The sequence below is a fragment of the Streptomyces rhizoryzae genome, from assembly GCF_023155275.1.
GTDB lineage: Bacteria > Actinomycetota > Actinomycetes > Streptomycetales > Streptomycetaceae > Streptomyces > Streptomyces rhizoryzae.
The window spans coordinates 55,599-78,417 of record NZ_JALMUV010000029.1 but is presented as its reverse complement, the minus strand read 5'-3'; the positions used below and the strand labels follow the sequence as shown (position 1 = coordinate 78,417).

The 22,819-nt window shown below is 74.5% G+C and carries 20 protein-coding genes; 10 read left to right on the top strand and 10 right to left on the bottom strand.

The genetic code is table 11. From position 1 onward, the window contains the following. Window positions 1-71: 71 nt before the first annotated feature. The 5 genes from MUU72_RS35380 to MUU72_RS22280 are packed head-to-tail and all read left to right on the top strand — an operon-like array spanning window position 72 to window position 5,816. Window positions 72-2,984 (top strand): sensor histidine kinase, encoded by a 2,913-nt coding sequence (locus MUU72_RS35380; protein ID WP_282504439.1) that lies wholly within the window; start codon window positions 72-74, stop codon window positions 2,982-2,984. Further along, window positions 2,981-3,475, top strand: a complete 495-nt coding sequence (locus tag MUU72_RS22295; protein WP_248015146.1) for a roadblock/LC7 domain-containing protein — start codon at window positions 2,981-2,983, stop codon at window positions 3,473-3,475. Before MUU72_RS35380 ends, MUU72_RS22295 begins: the two co-directional genes overlap by 4 nt. Next, on the top strand, window positions 3,472-3,873 hold the full coding sequence (locus MUU72_RS22290; protein WP_248015123.1) for a DUF742 domain-containing protein: 402 nt from the start codon (window positions 3,472-3,474) through the stop codon (window positions 3,871-3,873). The genes MUU72_RS22295 and MUU72_RS22290 overlap by 4 nt, the downstream gene beginning before the upstream one ends. Continuing rightward, window positions 3,854-4,504: a GTP-binding protein gene (locus tag MUU72_RS22285; protein ID WP_372503239.1), complete on the top strand. Its 651-nt coding sequence runs from the start codon at window positions 3,854-3,856 to the stop codon at window positions 4,502-4,504. The genes MUU72_RS22290 and MUU72_RS22285 overlap by 20 nt, the downstream gene beginning before the upstream one ends. A 58-nt stretch (window positions 4,505-4,562) precedes the next feature. Further along, window positions 4,563-5,816, top strand: coding sequence for a styrene monooxygenase/indole monooxygenase family protein (locus MUU72_RS22280; RefSeq protein WP_248015122.1), 1,254 nt, complete (start codon window positions 4,563-4,565; stop codon window positions 5,814-5,816). 39 nt (window positions 5,817-5,855) lie between these two features. Here MUU72_RS22280 and MUU72_RS22275 read toward each other — a convergent pair whose 3' ends face one another. The 3 genes from MUU72_RS22275 to MUU72_RS22265 all read right to left on the bottom strand — a co-directional run bounded on the left by MUU72_RS22275 (window position 5,856) and on the right by MUU72_RS22265 (window position 7,879). After that, the gene (locus MUU72_RS22275; protein WP_248015121.1) at window positions 5,856-6,119 is read right to left on the bottom strand and encodes a DUF8847 domain-containing protein; all 264 of its coding nucleotides are present in this window, start codon (window positions 6,117-6,119) and stop codon (window positions 5,856-5,858) included. A gap of 10 nt (window positions 6,120-6,129) precedes the next feature. Further along, a complete protein-coding gene (locus tag MUU72_RS22270) occupies window positions 6,130-6,870 on the bottom strand; it encodes a TetR/AcrR family transcriptional regulator (protein ID WP_248015120.1) in 741 nt (246 codons plus the stop codon). 82 nt (window positions 6,871-6,952) lie between these two features. Beyond that, window positions 6,953-7,879, bottom strand: a complete 927-nt coding sequence (locus MUU72_RS22265; protein WP_248015144.1) for an AurF N-oxygenase family protein — start codon at window positions 7,877-7,879, stop codon at window positions 6,953-6,955. 220 nt (window positions 7,880-8,099) lie between these two features. Here MUU72_RS22265 and MUU72_RS22260 point away from each other — a divergent pair, with 220 nt between their 5' ends. Next, entirely contained in the window at window positions 8,100-9,209 is a 1,110-nt protein-coding gene (locus tag MUU72_RS22260) for a ferritin-like domain-containing protein (RefSeq protein WP_248015119.1), read from the top strand. 91 nt (window positions 9,210-9,300) lie between these two features. Here the strand turns inward: MUU72_RS22260 and MUU72_RS22255 are convergent, their stop codons facing one another. Beyond that, window positions 9,301-10,206, bottom strand: coding sequence for an alpha/beta fold hydrolase (locus tag MUU72_RS22255; RefSeq protein WP_248015118.1), 906 nt, complete (start codon window positions 10,204-10,206; stop codon window positions 9,301-9,303). A 201-nt stretch (window positions 10,207-10,407) separates the two neighbouring features. Here MUU72_RS22255 and MUU72_RS22250 point away from each other — a divergent pair, with 201 nt between their 5' ends. Beyond that, on the top strand, window positions 10,408-10,878 hold the full coding sequence (locus MUU72_RS22250; RefSeq protein ID WP_248015117.1) for a MarR family winged helix-turn-helix transcriptional regulator: 471 nt from the start codon (window positions 10,408-10,410) through the stop codon (window positions 10,876-10,878). On the opposite strand, the gene MUU72_RS22245 is transcribed toward MUU72_RS22250, so the two are convergent. The 4 genes from MUU72_RS22245 to MUU72_RS22230 form a co-directional block, all read right to left on the bottom strand. Next, window positions 10,875-11,660: an ABC transporter ATP-binding protein gene (locus tag MUU72_RS22245; RefSeq protein ID WP_248015143.1), complete on the bottom strand. Its 786-nt coding sequence runs from the start codon at window positions 11,658-11,660 to the stop codon at window positions 10,875-10,877. The genes MUU72_RS22250 and MUU72_RS22245 overlap by 4 nt on opposite strands. 322 nt (window positions 11,661-11,982) lie before the next feature. Then, window positions 11,983-12,465: an HD domain-containing protein gene (locus tag MUU72_RS22240; RefSeq protein WP_248015116.1), complete on the bottom strand. Its 483-nt coding sequence runs from the start codon at window positions 12,463-12,465 to the stop codon at window positions 11,983-11,985. 63 nt (window positions 12,466-12,528) lie between these two features. Continuing rightward, window positions 12,529-13,995, bottom strand: coding sequence for a penicillin-binding transpeptidase domain-containing protein (locus MUU72_RS22235; RefSeq protein WP_248015115.1), 1,467 nt, complete (start codon window positions 13,993-13,995; stop codon window positions 12,529-12,531). Further along, entirely contained in the window at window positions 13,992-15,392 is a 1,401-nt protein-coding gene (locus MUU72_RS22230; protein WP_372503238.1) for an FtsW/RodA/SpoVE family cell cycle protein, read from the bottom strand. Before MUU72_RS22230 ends, MUU72_RS22235 begins: the two co-directional genes overlap by 4 nt. 421 nt (window positions 15,393-15,813) lie before the next feature. Here MUU72_RS22230 and MUU72_RS22225 point away from each other — a divergent pair, with 421 nt between their 5' ends. From MUU72_RS22225 to MUU72_RS22215, 3 genes are all read left to right on the top strand, one after another. Next, complete coding sequence (locus MUU72_RS22225; RefSeq protein ID WP_248015114.1) at window positions 15,814-17,112, top strand: cytochrome P450; 1,299 nt, start codon at window positions 15,814-15,816, stop codon at window positions 17,110-17,112. Between the two features lie 40 nt (window positions 17,113-17,152). After that, window positions 17,153-18,322, top strand: a complete 1,170-nt coding sequence (locus tag MUU72_RS22220) for a hypothetical protein (RefSeq protein WP_248015113.1) — start codon at window positions 17,153-17,155, stop codon at window positions 18,320-18,322. A 136-nt stretch (window positions 18,323-18,458) separates the two neighbouring features. Then, entirely contained in the window at window positions 18,459-20,348 is a 1,890-nt protein-coding gene (locus tag MUU72_RS22215; RefSeq protein WP_248015112.1) for a DNA/RNA helicase domain-containing protein, read from the top strand. 59 nt (window positions 20,349-20,407) lie between these two features. Here MUU72_RS22215 and MUU72_RS22210 read toward each other — a convergent pair whose 3' ends face one another. Both MUU72_RS22210 and MUU72_RS22205 read right to left on the bottom strand, forming a co-directional pair. After that, window positions 20,408-22,288, bottom strand: coding sequence for a DNA/RNA helicase domain-containing protein (locus tag MUU72_RS22210; protein WP_372503237.1), 1,881 nt, complete (start codon window positions 22,286-22,288; stop codon window positions 20,408-20,410). Window positions 22,289-22,490: 202 nt separating this feature from the next. Next, window positions 22,491-22,682: a hypothetical protein gene (locus tag MUU72_RS22205; RefSeq protein WP_248015110.1), complete on the bottom strand. Its 192-nt coding sequence runs from the start codon at window positions 22,680-22,682 to the stop codon at window positions 22,491-22,493. Between the last annotated feature and the right edge of the window lie 137 nt (window positions 22,683-22,819).

The window sequence follows — 22,819 nt, the reverse complement described above, 5'->3', positions numbered from 1 at the left end:
GGACGGGACCGGGCGCGGCGGGCGGCGCGGACGGCGCGGGACGGCGTCCCGCGCGGGTCCGCAACCGGCTCATGGGAGCCGTCGCCGTGGTCGCCGTCGCCGTCCTGGGGGCCGGCGCCCCCGCCCTGGCGACCGCCACCGACAACACCCACGCCAGCCAGCACCTGGTCGACCTCGCCGGGGTGAACGCCCAGGCCATCACCCTCGCGCACGCCCTCGCCGACGAGCGCGACGCGATGACCGCGTACGTCGCCGCCGGGCGCACCGGCCGCAACCTCTCCGCGGCCCCCACCGAGGACCAGCGCGCCCAGGTGGACCGGCAGATCGGGGAGCTGCGCGACCGGGCCCAGGGCGTGACCGCGGACAGCGGCGCGTTCGCCGCGGCCGACAAGCTCCTCAAGCAGCTGCCGGAGACCCGCCAGAAGGCGCTGTCCGGGCCCGCCACCGCCGAGCAGGTCTACGACGCCTACAGCGAGGCCGTCCAGGCGCTCGGCGCGATCAGCGACGACATCGCCCGCGGTCTGCCCGCCCGGGCCGACGGCGGCGCCGCCGACACCCGCGCGCTGCCCTCCCTGGGCCGCGCCGCCGACCAGGCCGCCGGCGCCCGCGCGCTGCTGATGGCCGGCCTCAAGGCGGGCGGCACCCAGCCCCGGCTGACCGCCGCCGCCCAGGTCGCCAACGTCCGCGAGCAGGCCGCGCTGGGCGACTTCAACCAGCAGGCCAGCCAGGGCGCCCGGGACCGCTACCAGCGCACCGTCAACGGCACCGACGTCGACACCGCCGAGCGCTACCTGACCCGGCTGACCGACCGGCCCTACCTCGACGCCGCCGACATCGCGCTCAGCCGCAGCCGGGTGCAGGCCGCCCTGACCGCCCGGATCGGCCTGATGCGCGGTGTCGAGTCCGCCATCGCCACCGCCGAGTTCCACCGGCTGGCCCGGCTGCGCGACGACGACGTGACGGACCTGGAGATCACCATCGGCCTGGAGGGCCTGTGCCTCCTGCTGGCCGTCGGGACCGCCGTCTGGGCCGCCCGCACCATGACCCAGCCGCTGGCCGCGCTGCGGCTGGGCGCCAAGCGGCTGGCGGCCGACCCCGGCCACGAGGAGCCGATCCACTACAAGGGCCGCAACGACGAGTACGCCGCCGCCATCCGGTCGGTCAACGCCCTGCACGCCCAGGTCGCCGACGCGGCCCGGCGCTCCGCCGAGATGGAGGGCGAGCGCAAGCGGCTGGCCGGCGGCCGGCAGCGGCTGGTCGCCGAGCGGGAGGCCCTCCAGGAGCAGGCGGAGGCGCTCACCGCGGAGGTCGCCGCGCTGCACGAGCGGCTGGCGGTGCTGCGCACCGGCGTGCACGGCCGGTTCGTCAACCTCTCGCTGCGCACCCTGGGCCTGGTGGAGCGCCAGCTCGCGGTCATCGAGTCGCTGGAGGAGTCCGAGCAGGACCCGGAGCGGCTGGACACCCTCTTCAAGCTCGACCACTACGCCGCGCGGATGCGCCGCAACAGCGAGAACCTCCTGGTCCTGGCCGGCGCCGAACAGCACGGCAGCACCCATTCCGGGCCGGTGCCGCTGCTGGACATGCTGCGCGCCGCGGTCAGCGAGATCGAGCGCTACGAGCGGGTGCGGATCGTCTCGCTGCCGCCGCACGCCCAGGTCGCCGGGTTCGCCGCGGACGACCTCAGCCACCTGGTCGCCGAACTCCTGGAGAACGCCACCGCGTTCTCCCCGCCGGACGCCCACGTGGAGCTCTCCGGCTGGCTGCTGGAGAGCGGCGAGCTGATGCTCTCGGTCGAGGACGAGGGCATCGGGATGACCGCGGACCGGCTCGCGGAGGTCAACGAGCGGCTCTCGGACGCCGAGGTGGCCGCCACCTCCGAGACCGTCGACGAGGCCCTGGGCCTGGGCCTGTACGTGGTGGTGCGGCTGGCCGCCCGGCACGGCGTACGGGTCCAGCTGCGGGACCGCAAGCAGGGCGGCGTCACCGCCGTCGTGGTGCTGCCCGGCTCGATCCTGCCGAACCGCCCGGCGCCGGCGGCGGCGAGCGGCCCGGCCCCGGCCAGGGGCGCGGGGGCCGGCCAGGTCCTGCCCGGCTCGGCCGCGGAGGCCAACTCCAACACCCTCCAGACCCGGATGCCGCGGCTCGACCCCGGCCCCGCCGCCGCACCGGCGGCCCCGGCGGCACCCGCGGTCCCCGCCGCACCGGAAGCGTCCGCCCCGGCCGCCCCGGAGCCCGCCCGGCCGGAGCCGGCCGGCACCGCCGCCTTCACCGGCGACCCGTTCGTGGCCGCCGCCGAACGCGCCATCGACGCGGCGGGCCTCGGCGCCCCGGCCCCGGAGCCGGCCCGGGCCCCGGCCCGGCCGGACGGCCCGGCCGCGGCGGACCGGGACCGGACCGCGCCGTCCGCCGCGCCCGACGCCTCCCCGAGCCCGTACGGCCCGCAGTCGCCGGGCCCGTACGCCGCCGGCGCCGGCGCCTCGGGCGAGCACACCCGCCCCGGGGACGCCGCCCCCGCCGGGGACGCCCCGGCGCCCGCGGCGGGCCGGCACGCCGCCCCGGCACCCGCCGCCGACCCGTACGCCATCGGGCCGGACGAGCACACCCGCCCGGCGCCCGCCGGGGAGCCCGCCGCACCGGCGGCCGTCCCGGCACCGCGGGCCGGGGACGCGCAGGGGGACGCCCCCGGGGCGGAGACCGCCGGCGGGCCCGCGCTGCGCCGCCGCACCGGCACCGGGCTGCCCAAGCGCACGCCGAAGGTGGTGGCCCAGCAGAAGGCGCCCACCGCGCCCCGCAAGACCGGCTCGGCCAACGCCGAGGCGCTGCGGCGCCGGCTCGGCGGCTTCCAGCAGGGCGCGACCGCCGGCCGGCGGGACGTCGCCGCAGAGATCGCGGAACGTACCGCGGAGCAGACCATCCCACAGACGGACACCGACGGAGCGGGGGCCCCGGGACACAGCCATACCGGCGAGGAGGCACGCGATTGAAGGCGCAAGCGCCCACTGCCCATGGACAGGGACTGAGCACCCAGGCACGCAACCTGCACTGGCTGCTGAGCAATCTGGTCGACGAGGTGCCCGGCATCCACTCGGTCGCGGTGGTCTCCTCCGACGGCCTGATGCTGCTCTCCTCCGACCCCGGACGGATGGAGGCCGCGGGCCGGCCCGATGAGCACGACGGGCCGGGCGGCTCCAGCGCCGACCTCGCCACCATCGTCTCCGGTCTCGGCAGCCTCACCAACGGCGCGGCGAAGCTGATGGACGGGGGTGCCGTCAAGCAGACGATGGTCGCGATGGACGAGGGCAGCCTGTTCGTGATGTCGATCAGCGACGGCTCGCTGCTCGGCGTGCACGCCACCCCGGACTGCGACATGAGCGTCATCGCCTACCACATGGCGCTCTTCGTCGGCCGGGCCGGCCACGTCCTGACTCCCGAACTCCGCACCGAACTCCGCAAGTCGATGGAGAGCCCCCAGTGAGTAGTACCCCCAAACTCCCCGTGCGCGGCGGGGATCGCAAACCCGCGCGGGTCCGGCCGTATTCGCTCACCGGCGGCCGGACGCGATTCGGCCACGTGCTGCTCGTCGAGACGTTCGTGGCCGCGCTGGACGCCCCGGAGGAGCGCCGCGAGCTCACCGCGGGCAACTGGGGGGACCGCGTGATGCCGGAGATGCGCGCGATCGTCGAGCTGTGCCGCCGGATGCGCTCGGTCGCGGAGATCTCCGCGCTGCTGAAGATGCCGCTGGGTGTGGTCCGCGTCCTGCTCAGCGACCTCGCCGACCAGGGAAAGATTCGCGTCTACGGCACCGGGCACGGCACCGGCCGGCCGGACCGGGCGCTGCTCGAAAGGGTGCTGAGTGGACTTCACAGGCTCTGACACGATAGCGGGCGGGGCCGGTCCCGCCGCCGGTCCCGCGACCGACGACGCGGGGCTGCAGAGCTGGCAGACGGACCGGTCGCAGGCGCCGATCGCCACCAAGATCGTGGTGGCGGGCGGCTTCGGCGTCGGCAAGACCACCTTCGTCGGATCGGTCTCGGAGATCACCCCGCTCCAGACCGAGGCGGTGATGACCGAGGCCAGCGAGGCGACCGACGACCTGTCCGCGACGCCGGACAAGACCACGACCACGGTCGCCATGGACTTCGGCCGGATCACCCTCGACCAGGACCTGGTGCTGTACCTCTTCGGCACGCCCGGGCAGCAGCGCTTCTGGTTCATGTGGGACGACCTGGTGCGCGGCGCGATCGGCGCGATCGTGATGGCCGACACCCGGCGGCTGGAGGACTGCTTCCCGGCGCTGGACTACTTCGAGAGCTGTGGGCTGCCCTACGTCGTCGCGGTCAACCACTTCGAGGGCACCGAGCGCTACGAGGTCGAGGACGTCCGCGACGCGCTGACCGTGCCGCCGGAGGTCCCCATCGTGGTGATGGACGCCCGGCGCCGGCCCACCGTCATCCAGGCCCTGCTCGGACTGGTCGGCCACGCCCTGTCCGTCACGCCCGAATAGCCTCTTTCCCGCCACCCCTCACACCCCCCGAACAGCAGGAACAGAGAAGAGCCCCGCCATGCGGAAGATACTCATCGTCGGAGCCGGCCAGTCCGGTCTCCAGCTCGCGCTCGGCCTCCAGGCCCAGGGCTACGAGGTCACCCTGATGTCCAACCGCACCGCCGACGAGATCCGCTCCGGCCGGGTCATGTCGACGCAGTGCATGTTCCACACCGCCCTCCAGCACGAGCGCGACCTGGCACTCAACTTCTGGGAGAACCAGGCCCCGAACATCGAGGGGCTGGGCGTCTCGGTGGCGGCCCCCGGCAGCCACGAGGCGCCCGGCGGCACCCAGCGCGCCATCGACTGGGTCGGCCGGCTCGACGGCTACGCCCAGTCCGTCGACCAGCGGGTCAAGATGGCCGGCTGGATGGAGACCTTCGCGCAGCGCGGCGGCCAGCTGGTCATCCACGGTGCGGCAGTCTCCGACCTGGACTTCTTCGCGCAGCGCTACGACCTGACGCTGGTCTCGGCCGGCAAGGGCGAACTGGTGTCGATGTTCGGCCGGGACGCCGCCCGCTCGCCGTACGACGCCCCGCAGCGCGCGCTGGCCGTCGCCTACGTCCACGGGATGGGCCCGCGCCCGGAGCACCCGGAGTTCGACGCGGTGCGCTGCAACATCGTCCCCGGGGTCGGCGAGCTGTTCGTGATGCCGACGCTGACCGTCTCCGGCCGCGCCGACATCCTCTTCTGGGAGGGCATCCCCGGCGGCCCGGTGGACGCCTTCCAGGGCGTCCGGGACCCCCAGGAGCACCTGGACCTGACGCTGGACCTGATGAAGACCTTCCTGCCGTGGGAGTACGCGCGCAGTGCCAAGGTCGAACTGACCGACGCCAACGGCACGCTGGCCGGCCGCTACGCCCCCACCGTCCGCAACCCGATCGGCACGCTGCCCTCCGGCGGCCTGGTCCTGGGCGTCGCGGACGTGGTCGTCGCCAACGACCCGATCACCGGCCAGGGCTCCAACTCGGCCGCCAAGTGCGCCGCGGCCTACCTCGCGTCCATCGTGGAGCGCGGCGACGCGCCGTTCGACGCGGAGTGGATGCAGGCCACCTTCGACCGCTACTGGCGGACCGCCCAGCACGTCACCAAGTGGACCAACGCGATGCTGGCCCCGCCGCCGGAGCACGTGCTGAACCTCCTCGGCGCGGCCGGCCAGCTCCAGCCGATCGCCGACCGCTTCGCCAACGGCTTCGACAACCCCGCCGACTTCGAGAACTTCTTCTTCGAGCCGGAGAAGACGGCGGCGTACCTGGCGTCGCTGACCGGCTGACGCCGGTCCGGGCCGCCCGGCCGGTGCCGCGCGGGTGCCTCAACGGCGCCCGCGCCAGGGCCAGTTGAGCCGCCGGGCGGGCCGGCCCTCCGGGGCGTAGGCGTACCGCCAGCCGCGGGGCAGGCCCAGGCGGCCCGGCGGGCCGGGCACCCGGAGGTAGACGTGCACCTCCGGGGGCCGCCCGTCGTCGCGGGGCACCGGGATCTCGTAGGTCTTCGGGGGCAGGCCGGTGGGGCCGAGCAGGACGGGCAGGACGCGGCCGTCCAGCGGCCCGCCGGTGAAGAGGGTGTTCTCGCTGCGCACCGGCCCAGTGTCACAGCAGGTGGGCGGCGTCGCCCACGACGGGCAGGATCCGGCGCGCCAGCTCGCCGGCCGGGCCGTCCGCGGGCTCCGCGCGCAGCGCCGCGCGCACCACGTGGGCGGTCTGCGGGTCCCGGGCCGCGGTCGCGGTCAGCAGGGCGACGAAGTGGTCCACCAGCCAGTCCCGCAGCTCGTCCAGCGGCGGCTGCTTCCCCTCGTCCAGCCAGATCAGCGAGGCCGCCTCGACCGCAGTGATCCACATCCGGACCGTGGTCCGCAGCCGCGGCGCCGGCTCCGGCTCGCCCAGGTGGCGCAGGATCTGCTCGGCCGCGGCGCGCCGGACCTCGTCCACGATCGCGCCGGTCCGGGACGTCTCCACCACGCTGCCGCCCTGGAGCAGTGCGCTGAACCCGGCGTCGTGCTGGTCGACGAAGGCCAGGTAGCGGTCCAGGGCGTGGCCCAGTCGCTGGGTGAGCGGGCCGGTCTCCGGTTCCGCGAAGCACCGCTCCAGCTCGTCGGCGGCGCTGCGCAGCGCCGCCTCGTACAACTGCTGCTTGCCGCCGGGGAAGTAGCGGTAGACCAGCGGCCGGGAGACCTCGGCGGCACTCGCCACGTCGTCCAGGGAGACGTCCTCGGGCGCGCGCTGGGCGAACAGGCCCAGCGCCGCAGCCAGCAGCTGGCTGCGGCGCTGCTCCACGGTCAGCCGTCGGTAGGCGGGTCTGGGTACTGCTGGGGCGGTGCCGCTGCCGTTCATGAACAGCAGCGTAACCGCCGGGATTTCGGAGTCGCACAGGCGCTCGGGGCGTACGGCGTGCGAACGTCCCGTTCCGGACATCTCAGGCCAGCAGCCCCGAGCTGCGCCACAGGCGGCGGCCGGCGCCGCGCAGCATGCCGATCTCGTCCAGGAAGTCGGTGAGGCGACGGGCGCCGTTCTGCATCACCTCACGGCGGTGGCCGCTGGCCCTGACCTGGGCGACCGCCTCCCGCCGGTCCAGGCCGACATTGGTGTAGACCTCCGGGTTGACGAAGGCGACGGAGAAGATCCGGGCCGCCTCGCCGGAGCTGAGCCGGGTCAGCTCCCGCTCCCAGCGCGGTGCGGTGACCATCTGGCGGCGCAGCTCCTCGCGGGCGTACCGGACGTGCCGGGCCTCCTCGACCACGTGGATCCGGGTCACCCCGCGCACCAGCGTCTGTACCCGCTCGTCGGGGAACGTCAGCCGCTGCATCCAGTCCAGGATCTCCTCGCCGAGCAGGGTGCAGGCGAACGAACCGGGCGTGGTGGAGACGGTCTTGAGGATCCGGGCGAGGTTGTGGTTCAGCCGGGAGACCGGGTAGGTGGGGGCGCCGCCCTTCTGGATCATGCGGGCGAACATCTTGGAGTGCCGGCACTCGTCGGCGATCTCGGTGAGGGCGTAGCGGACGTGGGCGCTGGTGACCGGCTTGTCGTAGATGTGCCGGACCAGCAGCTGCATCAGGATGATCTCGAACCAGATGCCCAGGGAGGCCAGCGAGGCGGCCTCGTGCCGGGAGAGGTCCTGCTGCTGCTCCAGCGACATCCGCTTCCACAGCGGGGTGTCGTAGAGCGAGACCAGCTCCGGCGGCCAGAACCACTTGCCCTCTTCCAGGGGCGCGTCCCAGTCCAGTTCGGTGTCGGGGTCGAAGGAGTGCTTGGCGGAGGAGTCGAGCAGCCGCTCGGCGACCTGCTCCCGGTCCTTGAGCAGCCCGAGGGCGTCCCGCAGGACGTCGGTGTCCGCCACGGTCATTGCGGTCGGCGTGCTCGTCATGGCTCTGGCCACACCTCACGGTCGGGGCGGGTACGGAGGAGTTACCCGCGGTCACAGGGGGACGCCTCTTATGAGACTGCCTGTCAGCAATGGCGTCAATCCCTCCCGCACGACTTCTTGACCCCTCGGCGCGGAGCGTGTGAACCTGCCAACCAACCGCCCCACCACAGCTGTTGGGCGGGCAGAGGAGGCGAGCCCCGTGCCGTTCCCAGAGTGCTACGCCCAGGACCCCGGCGACCCCCTGTGGACCGTCCCCGCCACCGGCGCGGCCCGCTTCAGCTGGGCGTACGACGACGGCCGCGACCGGCTGCTGGCCCTCTACCAGAAGGGCAAGGACAAGCAGTGGGACGCCGCCGAGCGGATCGACTGGGACCTGGAGGTGGACCCGGCGGATCCGCTCGGCGCCCCCGACGAGGCCCTCGCGCTCCACGGGACGGCGTACTGGGACCGGATGTCCGAGAAGGACCGCGGTGAGCTCCGGCAGCACTTCGCCGCCTGGCAGTTCAGCCAGTTCCTGCACGGCGAGCAGGGCGCGATGGTGTGCGCCGCGCGGATCGTGGAGTCCGCCCCGGACCTCGACGCGAAGTTCTACTCGGCCACCCAGACCATGGACGAGGCCCGGCACGCGGAGGTCTACGGCCGCTTCCTGAAGGAGAAGATCGGGCTGCTGTACCCGGTCAACGACGACCTCAGGGCGCTGCTCGGCGACACCCTCTCCGACGCCCGCTGGGACCTGCCCTACCTCGGCATGCAGGTGCTCATCGAGGGCCTGGCGCTGGCCGCGTTCGGCCTGCTCCGCGACACCACCACCAAGCCGCTGCCGCGGCAGATCCTCACCTACGTCATGCAGGACGAGGCCCGCCACGTCGCGTTCGGCCGGATGGCGCTGCGCGACCACTACCGGCAGCTCACCGACGCCGAACTCCGCGAGCGCGAGGAGTTCGTCATCGAGGGCTGCTACCTGATGCGCGACCGGCTGCGCGGCACCGAGGTGCTGGAGAACTTCGGCATCCCGCACCGGGAGGCCGCCGAGCTCGCCGAACGCTCGGAGTTCCTCCGGCTCTTCCGCAAGCTGCTGTTCAGCCGGATCGTCCCGTGCGTGAAGGACATCGGCCTGTGGGGCGCACGCCTCCAGCGCGCCTACGTGGACCTCGGCGTCCTCGACCTCGGCGACGCCGGCCTGGATGCGCTGCTGAGCCGGGACGAGGAGCTGGCCGAACGGCTCGACGCCGAGCGGTTCGCCGCCGAGGAGGCGGCCCGCGCCGCCGAGGTGGCCGCCACCATCGCCGAGGGCGCCCGCCCGGACTGAGCCGCCGGGGGACGGGCCCGCCGCGCGGCGGCAGCGCGGGCCCGGCGCGCGGGGCGTCTTCGGCGAGGCGGTCGGGGGCGGGGCCCCCGGATCACGCCCCGTCCGCGCCGTCCGCCAGGAAGTTCCCCAGCCGGCGGTCCAGTTCGGCCGAGCGCAGCTCCGGCAGGACGTGGTGGCCGCAGTCCGCCGGCGCCGCGAGCCGTACCCCCGGCAGGGCCCGCCGCGCCGACTCGGCGACCCGCGCCACGTCGTGCGCCCGGCTGCGGCCGGCGAGCACCACCAGCGCGGGCGGCGCCGCGGAGCCCAGCCGGGCGGCGGCCGGCCGCGGCCCGGTGACCGGCCGGCCCCGGAACGCCCGCCCGCCGGCCCCCATCAGCCCCACCAGCTCGGGCGCCACCGCCGGCCCCCCGCGGCTCTCCCACGCCAGGAACCGCCGCGCGCTCGCCGCACCGGGCCGGACGAACAGCGGCGCCGCGCGCACCAGGTACGACGCCCGGTAGCCGGCGAAGCACTGCGTCGGGTCGAGCAGCGCCAGCCGGGCCACCCGGTCCGGCGCGTGCACCGCGTAGGACAGCGCGATCCAGCCCCCGTACGAGTGGCCCAGCAGCGCGGCCCGGTCCGCGCCCAGCCCGTCGAGCACCCCGTCCAGCCAGGCCATCAGCTCGGGCGGGCGCCGCAGCGGCCGCCCGCCGGGCACGCTCAGCCCCGGCGCGCCCAGCACGTCCACGGCGCAGACCCGGTGCGTGCGCGCCAGCGCCGCGACCCGCGCGTACCAGCCGGGCGAGGCGGTCCCGCCGCTGCCCAGCAGCACCAGCGGCGGTGCCCCGGTGGGCCCGCACGCGGTGACCCGGGTGGTGCCGAACTCCCCTTCCAGATCGAGCCGTTCGGCGGCCACGGGCCACAGCGCCAGGGCCCGCTCGTACGCGGAGCGGAACGCGCGGGCCGGGGGCGAGCCAGGGGAGGGGAGCGGGGCGGGGGACGCCGGTGTCGTCGGCACGGTGCACCTCCAGGGGCGCGGGGACGGCAGGTGTCTCGCCCATCGATTATCTCGCTGAGCGAGGTAATCGGGATCCTACGCGTTCCGCGCCGGATAGGTTGCCTGTGGGCCGCACACGCGGCACCGACGTACGGCGAAGGGCGGCGCACCGTGGCGGCGGCACGGGACCGATCACCGGAACGGGCACCGGAGCCCGCGGGCATGGACCTGGTCCACCTGCTGCGCGAGGTGACGCTGCGGCTCGACCTCGCGGGCGCGGAGTTCGCCGCCCGCAACGGCCTGCACCCCACCGACCTGCGGGCGCTGATCGCGCTGCTGGACGCGGCCCGGGCCGGTGAGGAGCTGACCGCCGGGCGGCTCGGCGGCCGGCTCGGCCTGAACTCCGCGGGCACCACGGCGCTGGTCGACCGGCTGGAGCGGCTCGGCCACCTCCGCCGGGTCCGCGACACCCGCGACCGCCGCCGGGTCCTGCTGGCCGTGGACGAGCGCGCGGTCGCCCTGGGCCAGGCATTCTTCGGGCCGCTGATCGCGCGCACCCTCACCCTGCTCGACACCTTCGGCCCCGGCGAACGGGACGCGGTCCGCCGCTTCCTGACGGGCGTGCGGGACGCGGCCCAGGCCCCGGCGGAGGCCGCCACGGGGACCCCGGCGGAGGCGGACACCCCCTCCTAGGCGCGCCGCCCCGACCGGGCCAGCCACCGCCCCTCGTGGCGGGAGACCTCGATCGGCCGCCCGAAGCAGGCCGTCATCCGCGCGCCGGTCAGCACCTCCGCCACCGGGCCGCGCGCCTGCACCCGCCCCTCGCGCAGCAGCACCGCGTGCCCGATGGCCGGGGACAGCTCCTCCAGGTGGTGGGTGACCGTCACCGTCGCCAGCTCCGGCCGCCCCGCGGCCAGCCGGTGCAGCGCGTCGATCAGGTCCTCGCGGGAGGGCAGGTCCAGCGCGTTGAACGGCTCGTCGAGCAGCAGCAGCGACGGGTCGGCCATCAGCGCGCGGGCGATCAGGATCCGGGCCCGCTGCCCGCCCGAGCAGACGCCGAACGGCCGGTCCGCCAGCTCCTTGCAGTCCAGTTCGGCCAGCAGCTGACCGGCCCGCTCCCGGGTGGCGTCGTCGTACCTCCGCCACAGCGGCTGCACGGTGCCGGTCGCGCCGGTCAGCACCACGGTGTGCGCGGTCGCGTCCTGCGGCACCTTCTGCGCGCCGGACACCAGGCCGATGGCGGCGCGCAGCTCCCGCACGTCCACCCGGCCCAGCCGGTGGCCGAGCACCTCGACGGTGCCGGTGGTGGGGAACATCAGCGCGCCGATCAGCCGCAGCACGGTGGTCTTCCCCGCCCCGTTGGCCCCGAGCAGCGCCCAGTGCTCACCCGCGCGCACGGTCCAGTCGATGCCGTCGAGGATGACCTGGCCGGTGGTGTAGCGGCGGACGCCGACGCCGGCCAGCGCGGCGATCACCGGGCGGTGCGGGGAGCCCGGCGCGGCGGGCTGCGGTTCCGATGACTGCGGTGCCGATGACTGCGGTGCCGAAGGCTGCGTGGGAGTCATCGCGGCAGATTAGCTGTGTACGGCATCTTTCCGCCCGGACGTCCGAGTCGTGGAAGAACGGGGGTCCTTTCCGGCCGCGCGGTGCGGCCGCGCCGCTCCCGGCGCACGGGCCGGGGCGGGGCGGGGGCCACCGGCGTACGGCCCGGCGCACCGCCGGTGCGGGCCCACCGCGCGGCGTGCCCGCACACCGCCGCACCCCCCGGCACCACGGGTGCCCGCGACCCCTACCGGCTCACCCCAGCCCCAGCAGCCCCCGCACCCGGGCGTACTTCGCGGTCAGCCGCTCCCGGGTCGGCGCGTCGAGGGCGGCCAGCCGGGCCGGATCGGCGTTGTGCGCCAGGTCCGCCTCCTTGACCAGCAGCGCCCCCGGGGTGGCCAGAATGCGGGCGGTGTACGCCTCGACCGGCTCGCCGGGCCGCTTGGTGACCGCCCGGACGATCGCCTTGGCCGCCGGGTCCAGCGCCGCGTCCGCCAGCCACTCCGGGCTCACCGCGCCGTCCTCCACCGCGTCGTGCAGCCAGGCCGCGGCGATCTGCGCCGGGCTGCCGCCGCGCGCCCGCACCCCGGCCGCGACCGCCGCCAGGTGCTCGGCGTACGGGCGGCCCGCTTTGTCCGTCTGCCCCTCGTGCGCCCGCCGGGCCAGCGCCTCGACCTCGGCGAGCGGGAGCACGGGACGTACCGCGGCGGCGGGGGAGGAGGTCGCGTCGGAAGCCATCCGGCCATTGTGCCGCCCGCCTTGGGCGCCGGGTGCCGCCCCGGGGCGCCGAACCCGCGCCCCTCACCCCGCTTTCGCCCCCACCCCCGCCGCCAGCACCGCGCGGGCGATCGGCCCGGCGCTGCCGCCGCCGCTGATGTCCGCGCGCTCGGCCTCGGCGTCCTCCACGACCACCGCCACCGCCGCCACCGGCTCATGGCTCCGGCGGTCCCGCACCCACGCGATGAACCAGGCGTACGGCGTGCCCTCGTTGCGCACCCCGTGCTGCGCCGTCCCCGTCTTGCCGCCCACGGTGAACCCGTCGATCGCCGCGGTCCGCCCGCTCCCGTGCTCCACGACGTCGGTCATCATCTCCTGGAGCTGCTGCGCGGTGGCCGAACTCATCACCTGCCGGACCGGTTCCCGCGGCCCGGGGGCGAGCTGCACACCGTGCGCGTCGGTCACCCGCTCCACGAGGTACGGCGGCGCCAGCTGCCCGTCGCCGGCCACCGCCGCCGCCACCATCGCCATCTGGAGCGGGGTGGCGGCGGTGTCGAACTGGCCGATCGAGGAGAGCGCCAGCTGCGCCGGGTCCATGTGCGTGTCGAAGGTGCTGGGCGCGACGGCGGACGGGATCCGCAGCCCGGGGTCGTTGAAACCGAACCGCCCGGCCGTCTCCGCCATCGCGCGCAGCCCGACGGCGGCCCCCAGCCGCGCGAAGACGGTGTTGCAGGAGAGCCGGAAGGCGTCCCGCAGCCCGGCGTGTTCGCAGCCGTCCGCCGGATTGCCCAGCGCGGTGCGGGTGCCCGGCAGGACGTACGGGTCCGGTACGTCCAGCGGCGCGTCGGGGTCCCGCACCAGACCGCCGTCCAGCGCGGCCGCCGCGGTGACGACCTTGAAGGCCGAACCGGGCGGATAGGTCTGCCGCAGCGCCCGGTTGAGCATCGGCCGGTCCGGCGCCCCGTTCAGCCGCCGCCACGCCCCGGTCACCGAACGGCCGTTGCCGGACAGCTCCCCGGGGTCGTACGACGGGGAGCTGACCAGCGCCAGCACCCGCCCCGAGCGCGGGTCCAGCGCCACCACCGCGCCCTTCCGGCCGGCCAGTCCGCGGAACGCCGCGCGCTGCATCGCCGGATCGACGGTGGTCTCGACCCGGCCCCCCGGCGGCCGGCGGCGGATCAGCCGGTCCCACCACGGGAAGGCGGCCAGCCGCCGGTCGGTCCCGGCCAGCACCCCGTCCTCGGCGCTCTCCAGCAGCGAGGTCCCGTACGTCTGCGAGGCGAAGCCGGTGACCGGCGCGTACAGCGGGCCGTCGGTGTACGTCCGCTCGTAGCGCAGCCGGCCGCCGCTGTCCCGCGACCCGGTGACCGGGCGCCCGCCGACCAGCACGGCGCCGCGCGGCTGGGCGTACCGCGCGATGGCGGCCCGCCGGTTGGCCGGGTTGCCGGTGTAGGCGTCCGCCTCGAAGACCTGCACCCGCACCGCGTTGACCAGCAGCGCGGCCAGCAGCAGGAAGGAGAACGCGGCGGTGCGCCGGACGGCGCGGCTCACCGGGCCGCCCCGACCGCGTCCGGCGCGGCGCGGGCGGGCCCCGCGGCGGTGGCCGGCCGGGGCCCGCGCGCCCGGTCGCTGAGCCGCACCAGCAGCGCCACGATGATCCAGTTGGTGACCACCGACGACCCGCCCTGCGCCAGGAACGGCATCGCCATCCCGGTCAGCGGGATCAGCCCCATCACCCCGCCCGCGATCACGAAGACCTGGAGCGCGGGCAGCGCCGCCAGCCCCACCGCCAGCAGGCTGCCGAACGCGTCCGGCAGCCCCAGCGCCGTCCGGTAGCCGCACACCGCCGGCAGCGCGTACAGCAGGAACAGCGCGCTCAGCCCGGCCAACCCCAGCTCCTCGCCGACCGTCGCCAGGATGAAGTCCGACTTCATGGCGAAGCCGATGAGCGAGGAGTGCCCCTGGCCCAGCCCGGTCCCGAACGTGCCGCCCGCGGCGAACGCGAACAGCGACTGCGCCAGCTGCCCCGGCCCCCGGCCCGCCGCGATCCCGGCGAACGGGTGCAGCCAGTCCTGCACCCGGCCGTGCACATGCGGCTCCAGGGTCCCCACCGCCGCCGCCCCGGCCGCCGCCAGCAGCACCCCCACCGCGATCCACCCCGCCCGCCCCGTCGCCACGTACAGCAGCACCACGAAGACCCCGAAGAACAGCAGCGACGTCCCCAGGTCCCGTTCCAGCACCAGCACCCCGACGCTCACCAGCCAGATGCCGACGACCGGCCCGAGCACCCGCGCCGCCGGCAGCCGCAGCCGCCCCACCGCGGTCCCGGTGTGCGCCAGCGCCTCCCGGTTGGCCGCCAGGTACGCCGCGAAGAACACCGTGATCAGCACCTTGGCGAACTCGCCCGGCTGGAGCGAGAACCCCGCCGCCCGGATCCAGATCCGCGCCCCGTTGACGGCCGGGAAGAGGATCGGCACCACCATCAGGGCCAGCGCCAGCCCCGCGCACCCGTAGGCGTACCGCTGGAGCGCCCGGTGGTCGCGCAGCACCGCCACCACCCCGATGAACAGCGTCACGCCCACCGCGGACCACACCAGCTGGGCCGGCGCCGCCCGGTCGTCCGCGGTCTCCAGGTCGAGCCGGAAGATCAGCACCAGCCCGAGCCCGTTGAGCAGCACCGCGGTCGGCAGCAGCAGCGGATCGGCGTGCCGGGCACCGAACCGCACCGCGAGATGCGCCAGCAGCGCCAGGCCGCCCAGCCCGGCCGCGTACCGCAGCGCCCCGTCCGGCACCGCGTGCCCCCGCGCCACCCCCACCACCAGATAGCCGCAGACGCTGATGAGCACGGCGCCCAGCAGCAGCGCCAGCTCGACCCCGCGCCGCCCGGCTCCGCGCGGCGCCGCGGGCGAGGCCCCGTCCACCACAACCAACCCGTCCACCACGTCCACAGCGGCAACGTAGCAAGCAAATCGGCACATTCCACTCAAGTCACCCGGAACGCCCCCGCAGTCGCCCGCCGTCGCCCCCACCTCCGCCGACCGCCGCCCCCGGCCCCCCGGACCAGGGCCGAACGGCTCCCCGATCCCCTAGGGGAAGAATCAGGGTCCCGCCCGGGGCGGCAGGCGGCCGTTCCGTGAACGTCCCCGTCAGCACTTTGTAAACTCGGTCAGAACGAACAGCAGAAGGCCGAGCTCGTCACGCTGATGCGGACGACCGATCGCACCGGTCGACGCCATGGCCCAGCGCCATGGCGCCGCACGCGAGGGGCTATGGCGTACGACACAGTGCACGCCGAGTAAAGGTCCCGCGCCGTTTCGGCCCACGGGGGCGGCCGAGCGCGGGTGACCGTCCCCCGCGACGAAAGGCAGTATGAGCGCCATGACGACCCTCCGTTCCCGGATCTTCGCCTGGGCCGGCCGCCTCTACCTGGCGAGAACGAGGAAAAAGGGCTTCGACCTCTCCCGGATGTCCTTCCTCCCCGACTCCGTCCTGATGCCGCTGCGCCGCGACGGCCTCGACCCGGTGCCCGAGCTGGCCGCCGTCCGCGCCCGCGAGCCGATCAGCAAGCTGCCGGTGCCGATAGCCGCCAACGTCTGGCTGGTCACCGGCTACGACGAGGCCAAGGCGGTGCTCGGCAAGGCCGGCGCCTTCAGCTCCGACTTCACCAACCTCGTCGGCAAGGCCGGCGCCGGCGCCGAACAGAACCCCGGCGGCCTCGGCTTCGCCGACCCGCCGGACCACACCCGCCTGCGCCGCCTGCTCACCCCCGAATTCACCATGCGCCGGCTCAGCCGGCTCACCCCCCGCATCCACGACATCGTCGAGGAGCGCCTCGACGCGATGGAGAAGGCCGGCCAGGACGGCACCCCGGTGGACCTCGTCGCCTCCTTCGCCCTCCCCATCCCCTCCCTCGTCATCTGCGAACTCCTCGGCGTCCCCTACGAGGACCGCGCCGACTTCGAGCGCCTGAGCGCCGCCCGCTTCGACCTCTTCAGCGGCGCCAACGCCTCCTTCGGCGCCATATCCGAATCGCTCGCCTACTTCCGCCAGGTCGTCAAGAAGGAGCGCGCCAACCCCGGCGACGGCCTCCTCGGCATGATCGTCCGCGAACACGGCGACGCGGTCAGCGACGAGGAACTGGCCGGCCTCGCCGACGGCGTCCTCACCGGCGGCTTCGAGACCACCGCCAGCATGCTGGCGCTCGGCGCCCTGGTCCTCCTCCAGGACCCGCGCCACTTCGCCGCCCTCAAGGACGGCGACGACGCCGTCGACCGCTACGTCGAAGAGCTGCTGCGCTACCTCACCGTCGTCCAGGTCGCCTTCCCCCGCTTCGCCCGCGAGGACATGGAGATCGCCGGCGTCGAGATCGCCGCCGGCGACGTCGTCCTGTGCTCCCTCAGCGGCGCCGACCGCGACCCCGAACTGGGCCCCGGCATGGAGCAGTTCGACCCCGACCGCGCCAAGATCCCCTCCCACCTCGCCTTCGGCTACGGCATCCACCGCTGCGTGGGCGCCGAACTCGCCCGCATGGAACTCCGCGCCGCCTACCCCGCCCTGGTCCGCCGCTTCCCCACCATGCGCCTCGCCACCGCCCCCCAGGACCTCGCCTTCCGCAAACTCTCCATCGTCTACGGCCTGGACGCCCTGCCGGTACGGGTGGACAGCTGAAAGACGACAGAGCGGGGCGGGGCCGGCGCGCGGGGGCGGGATGTATCTGATCCGGCTGTCCGCCGACGCACTGCACGCCCTGCACCTGGACGGCGGACTGGTGCCGGCGCTCGAGGCCGCCGAGGAAGCGAAGGTCGCGCAGGGCCGCAGGAACCGGTCCAGCAAGGGGGAGAAGGAAGCCTGGGGGACCAGCCTCCCCGCGATGGCCCGGGACCTCCGCGACGCCGGCCTCGGCGCCGTCGACATGATGGTCGAGTACGCCCTGCCGGACGTGCCCGCCGCCGACGTCGTCCTCGCCGGACTGCACCCCGCCACCCGGGCCCCGTCCTACGTGGTCGCCGAGCTCAAGCGGTGGCGCCGCGTCACCGCCGACCCGGACTGCGCCGGACGCTTCCGGGTCGCCAAGCAGATCGGGAAGACCAAGCGCCACCCGGCCGAGCAGACCGCCGCGTTCTGCCGCGCGCTGATCACCGCGCAGCCGGCCCTCGCGGAGCACGAGGACCGGCTGACGAGCCTGGCCTACCTGCACAACGCGGCCGACGGCGACGTCGCCGACCTGCTCCGATACCCGCGCACGGCCCTGTCGCGCGTCTTCACCCGCGATTCGCGTGGCGCGCTGATCAGGTTCCTTCGGCAGCGCCTGGCCCCGGCTCCCGGACGGCTCGTGCCCGATTTCTTCACCGAGGACCCGGTACCCGCCCGCCTCGGCGGCCCGGACGGGCCCGCCGCCCGCCGGCACGAGGCCGACTTCCGGCTGGCATCGGACCCCGGGGCGGCCCGCCGCTACGTGCTGGACGCGGTACGGGCCGCGTACACGGCTCAGGAGAAGACCGTGCTGGTCCTGACCGGTCTCCCCGCCGACCGGGGCGAACAACTGGCCGCCGAGGCGGCGGACGCCCTCCGGCGCGCCGGCTATCCGGCCCGGCTCCTCTCCGGCCCCGGGCCCGCCGCCCTCCCGGCCTGCGATGTGCTGTTCTGCGCGGAGTCCTGGCTGCGCCACGCGCACTCTTCCCCGGCGTCCGGCGCCGGGGCGGACCCCGGCGATCTGCTGACCACGATGATCCGGGCGGCGCGGGTCCCCGTCTTCGTCCTCGCAGCCGCCCGCGCCGAGCCGGCGGACGGCGCGGACGCCGGCCCCCTGGTCCGGCGGGCCGCCGACGCCCTGTGCCTGCCGTGCAACCACATCCGGCTCGACCGGGACTTCCGCTGAGCGGACCGGCCCGTGCCCCGGGGAGCGGCCCCGCGGCCTCGTTAAAGTTCTCCTGACGTGATGCGGCCCGACGGGCTTCCGCACCAGGAGACGCCCCCACCCGCACGAGACCACTCGTGTGCCCTGGGGGAGCCCCGTGACTGCGCTGCGCCGGTCGGCCCGTTCCATAGTCGAGGATGCCGCCTCCGACCCCCGGCAGTACGTCGAAGAACTCAAAGAGGCGTACTTCTTCGCCAACCAGCAGCGGCCGTCGGCGGCCGAGGTCGCCTCCTGGCGCGAGAGCCTGTACGCCCTGGCCGCGCTGCTCACCGAAACGGGACTCGGCGACCTGGAAATGCTGCTGGAGTACCCCCTGCCGCTGTGCAGCCTGCGGGCCGACGCCGTCCTGGTCGGCGTCCACCCGCAGACCCGCGAACCGGCCTACGTCGTCGTGGAACTCAAGCAGTGGAGCGCCGCCCGCACCATCAGCGGCTCGGACGACCTGTGCGAGGTCCGCGGCCTGAAACCCCGGCGCGCCCAGCTGCACCCCGTCGCCCAGGTGCGCCGCTACTGCGCATACCTCGTCGACCTCACCCGAGAACTGGAAGGGCACGAGGACCGGGTGAGCGGGGTGGCCTTTCTGCACAACGCCGCCGACGACGACGTCGCGAGCCTGCTCGCGGCGCCCGTGGCCTGCGACCGGCTCTTCACCCGCACGCGCCGCGAGGCGTTCGCCGCCTTCCTCCGCGAACGGATCGCCCCCGACCCGGACTTCCGGTTGGTGGACGCGCTGCTCGACAGCCGGCGCGCGCCCGCCACCAGGCTGCTGGACGCCGCCGCCGACGAGGTACTGGGCCGCCGCCACTTCACGCTGCTCGGCGAGCAGCAGAAAGCGTTCTCCCTGGTGCTGCGGACCCTCGCGGAGGTGCACCGGCAGGGCAACGGGCGGAAGGAGATCGTGCTCGTCAGCGGCGGGCCGGGATCCGGCAAGAGCGTCATCGCCCTGTCCCTGCTGGGAGAACTCGCCCGGCGCGGCCACCCGGTGGCCCACGCGACCGGCTCGAAGTCCTTCACCAGGACACTGCAGCGCACCCTCACCGAGGGCCGGTCCGGCACCGGGAAGCTCTTCACGTACTTCAACAGCTTCGGCAAGGCCAGGGCCAACGATCTCGACGTCCTCATCCTGGACGAGGCCCACCGTCTGCGCGAGACCTCCAACGGAGCCCCCGCCGGCAGCAAATGGGCCCTCCGGCGGCAGATCGACGAACTGATCGACGCCGCCCGGGTCCCGGTGTTCCTCCTGGACGAGCACCAGGTCGTGCGCCCCGGGGAGACGGGCACGGCCGCGGTCATCGGGAAGGCGGCGGCCGAGCGGGGCATCATCGTGCGCCACGTCGACCTGGACGCGCAGTTCCGCTGCGGCGGCAGCCGCGCCTACGAGGCGTGGGTCCTGCGGCTGCTGGGGCTGGAACCGGGCGGCCCATACCGGTGGCAGGGGGACGGCAAGTTCACGGTGCGGGTGGCCGGCAGCCCCGCGGAGCTCGAGGACGTCCTGCGGGCCAAGCGGGCGGAGGACCGCACCGCCCGCATCACGGCCGGATTCTGCTGGCCGTGGAGCCCACCGAACCGGGACGGCACGCTGGTGGACGACATCGTCATCGGCACCTGGCGGCGCCCGTGGAACATCGCCTCACCCGAGCCGCTGCGCGGCCTGCCGCCCTCGGACCTCTGGGCGACCGACCCCGCCGGTTTCGGCCAGATCGGCTGCATCTACACCGCGCAGGGATTCGAGTACGACTGGAACGGAGTGATCTTCGGGCCCGACCTCGTCTGGCGCGGCGACAACTGGCACGCCGACAGGTCCGAGAGCTGGGACAAGGCCCTCAAAGCCGCTTCCGAAACCGACTTCGGCCGGTTGATCCGGAACACCTACAAGGTCCTGCTGACCCGGGGGATGGCCGGCACCGTCCTGTTTTCAACGGACCCCGAAACCCAGGACCGGCTGCGGGAACTGGTCCACGGCGGGGCCGACGGCGGCGCCGGGTAGCACCGGCGCCGGACGGGCACCGGGCCGTCCGCGGCGCGCGGGGTGCGGTGGCCGAACGGCTACGCGTCCCCCGCCGTCCCATCCTGCCCCGCGAACTCGCGCAGCTTCGCCCGGGTCTCCGGATCGGTCGAGTAGAGGACCGTCCCGACCATGCCGCGGGTCAGCAGCACCTTGTAGGTGTTCCGGATCAGCCGGTCCACGTCGGCGTCGGGTGTGGAGCGCTTGAAGACCGGGTCCTTGGAGGCCGTCCGGTCGACCACCCAGCGATCGGTGCGCCAGACCAGGTCCGGCCCCAGGATCACCCCGCTCCAGTCGTACTCGAAGCCCTGCGCGGTGTAGACGCAGCCGACCTGCCCGAACCCCGCGGGGTCGGTGGCCCACAGCGCCGACGGCGGCGCGCCCATCACCGAGCGCTCGCCCTTGAGGTTCCACGGCCGCGCCCAGTCGCCGATCACCACGTCCGCGGGCAGCGGCTCCCCGGGCCGGGCGTCCGACCACCGCCAGCAGTACCCCGCCGACATCCGCGCCCCGTACCCCTTGGCGCGGCGCTCCTCCAGGAACGCCTCCAGTTCGGCCGGCGTCCCGGCCACCGCCAGCTCCATCCGGCCGTCCGGCTCCCAGACCACCGGCCCGTCGCCCTCCAACCCGAGCAGCCGTACCACCCACTGCAGGTAGGCGTCGCTGCCACCGCACCGGAACTGGCTGTCCAGCGAGACCTCCCGGCACCGCAACCCGCGCCGCTCCGCGGCCGCCCGGATCTCCGCCACCCGGCCGATCTCCCCCGGCCGCACCACCTGGTGCTGGTCCAGCAGGAACACCGGCACCCGGGCCACCTCGATCAGCTCGTCGATCTGTGGCTTGCCCGTACGGTGCTCGGCCCGGGTGTAGCGGTTGGCGGAGGTCTCCCGGATCCGGTGCGCCTCGTCGCAGAGCAGCACGTCCAGGCTGTTCGGCCGCGCCGTCATGAAGCTGTTGAAGTACTTGAAGAGGTCCTGGACCTCGCGCTTGCGGGCGCCGGCCACCTTCCGCATCGTCTTGGTGAACGACTGCGATCCGGTCGCGTGCAGCGCTGGCAGCCCCCGCCGGTACAGCTCACCCAGAAGGGACAGCGCGATGACGCTCTTGCCCGTTCCGGGGCCGCCGGTCACGATCACCACTTCCTTGTGGTCCGACGCGTGCGCCCGTTCGACGGCCCGGAGCACCATCTCGTAGGCCACCCGCTGCTCGTCCAGCAGCACGAACTGCTCGCGCTGCCGCACCTCGTCCGCGGCCACCGCCATCAGCTGCTTCGACGGCTGGATCCGGCCCGCGAGCAGCGCGTCGGCCGCCTCGGCCCCCGGCGCCGGGGCCAGCCTGGACCGCAGATAGCCGACGAACTCCCCCCGCCGCTCCTGGGTGAACATCCGCCCGTGCTCGTCCTGCGGCGCCGCGTAGAGGCCGCTCACTCCGAATTCGGTGGCGTTGTGGAGATAGGCGACGCCGGCGATCTGCTCCGGATTCCGCGCCAGCGTGCCGTTGAACGACACCAAGTACGCGCAGTAGCCGCGGACTTGCTCTATCGGATTCAGCACGGGGCGGGGGTACGCGTCGACCCGGCACAGCGCGGGCTCGTCGTCCTCGTCGGAATACGCCTCGCTCCACTGCTTCAGTTCCACGACGACGTACGACGGTCCCCCGGTGTCCGGATGCACCCCGGCGAGCACCACGTCCGCCCGCTTACTGGTGAGCGGAAGCCCGTACTCGATCAGCATCTCGACCTCCCCGAGCCCGGCGTCGAGCAGGGTGTCGGTCAGGGCCGGAATACTGCGCCGCCACGACCGGACCTCGGATTCCCCCGGGCGGTAGCCGTGCACGTGCGCGAACTGCTCGGCCAGCTGTCGCTCCAGCATTCCCTCGCCATTACGCGCGGCGACCCGCGCGACGGATTCACGAACAAGCAAGAAAAGCCCCCAGGCAGCACGAAATCGCTGGAGCGGGTGGGGGCATGTCCTTCGAGTACCTGGACGGCGGATCCGTCTCAGGAGCGGAAGCCCGGCGGGCCGCTTGCATGATGCGTCTCAACTCTAACTCTGCGGTTATCGGCGGTTCGTTCCGGCTCCGGGAGGGGCACCGCCGCGGTGCCCCTCCCGGAGCCGGGCAGGGCTACCTGCGGCGCCGCCAGGGCGTCAGCGGATAACGGGAGGCATCGGCGAGCGAACGGAGAATCTGCGAGCGGTCGGCGGAGCGGCTGCCGCGCAAGGCGTCACCGGCGGTCTTGCCGGCGACCAGCAGCGCGCAGCACGCCACCACGGCAGCGGCCGAGCAGGCCGCGAGGACAGCGGGATCGGACAGCACTGCGGTTCCCTTCGGATACCTGCGTCGCAGCACAAGGGGCGTTACCAGGGCAGGAACGTTTCCCCATGCTTCGGACAGGTCGCGGATGAGGAAAGGGGGCAGCGGGCGGGGCGAGGGTGGCCCGCCGGTGCGGTGCC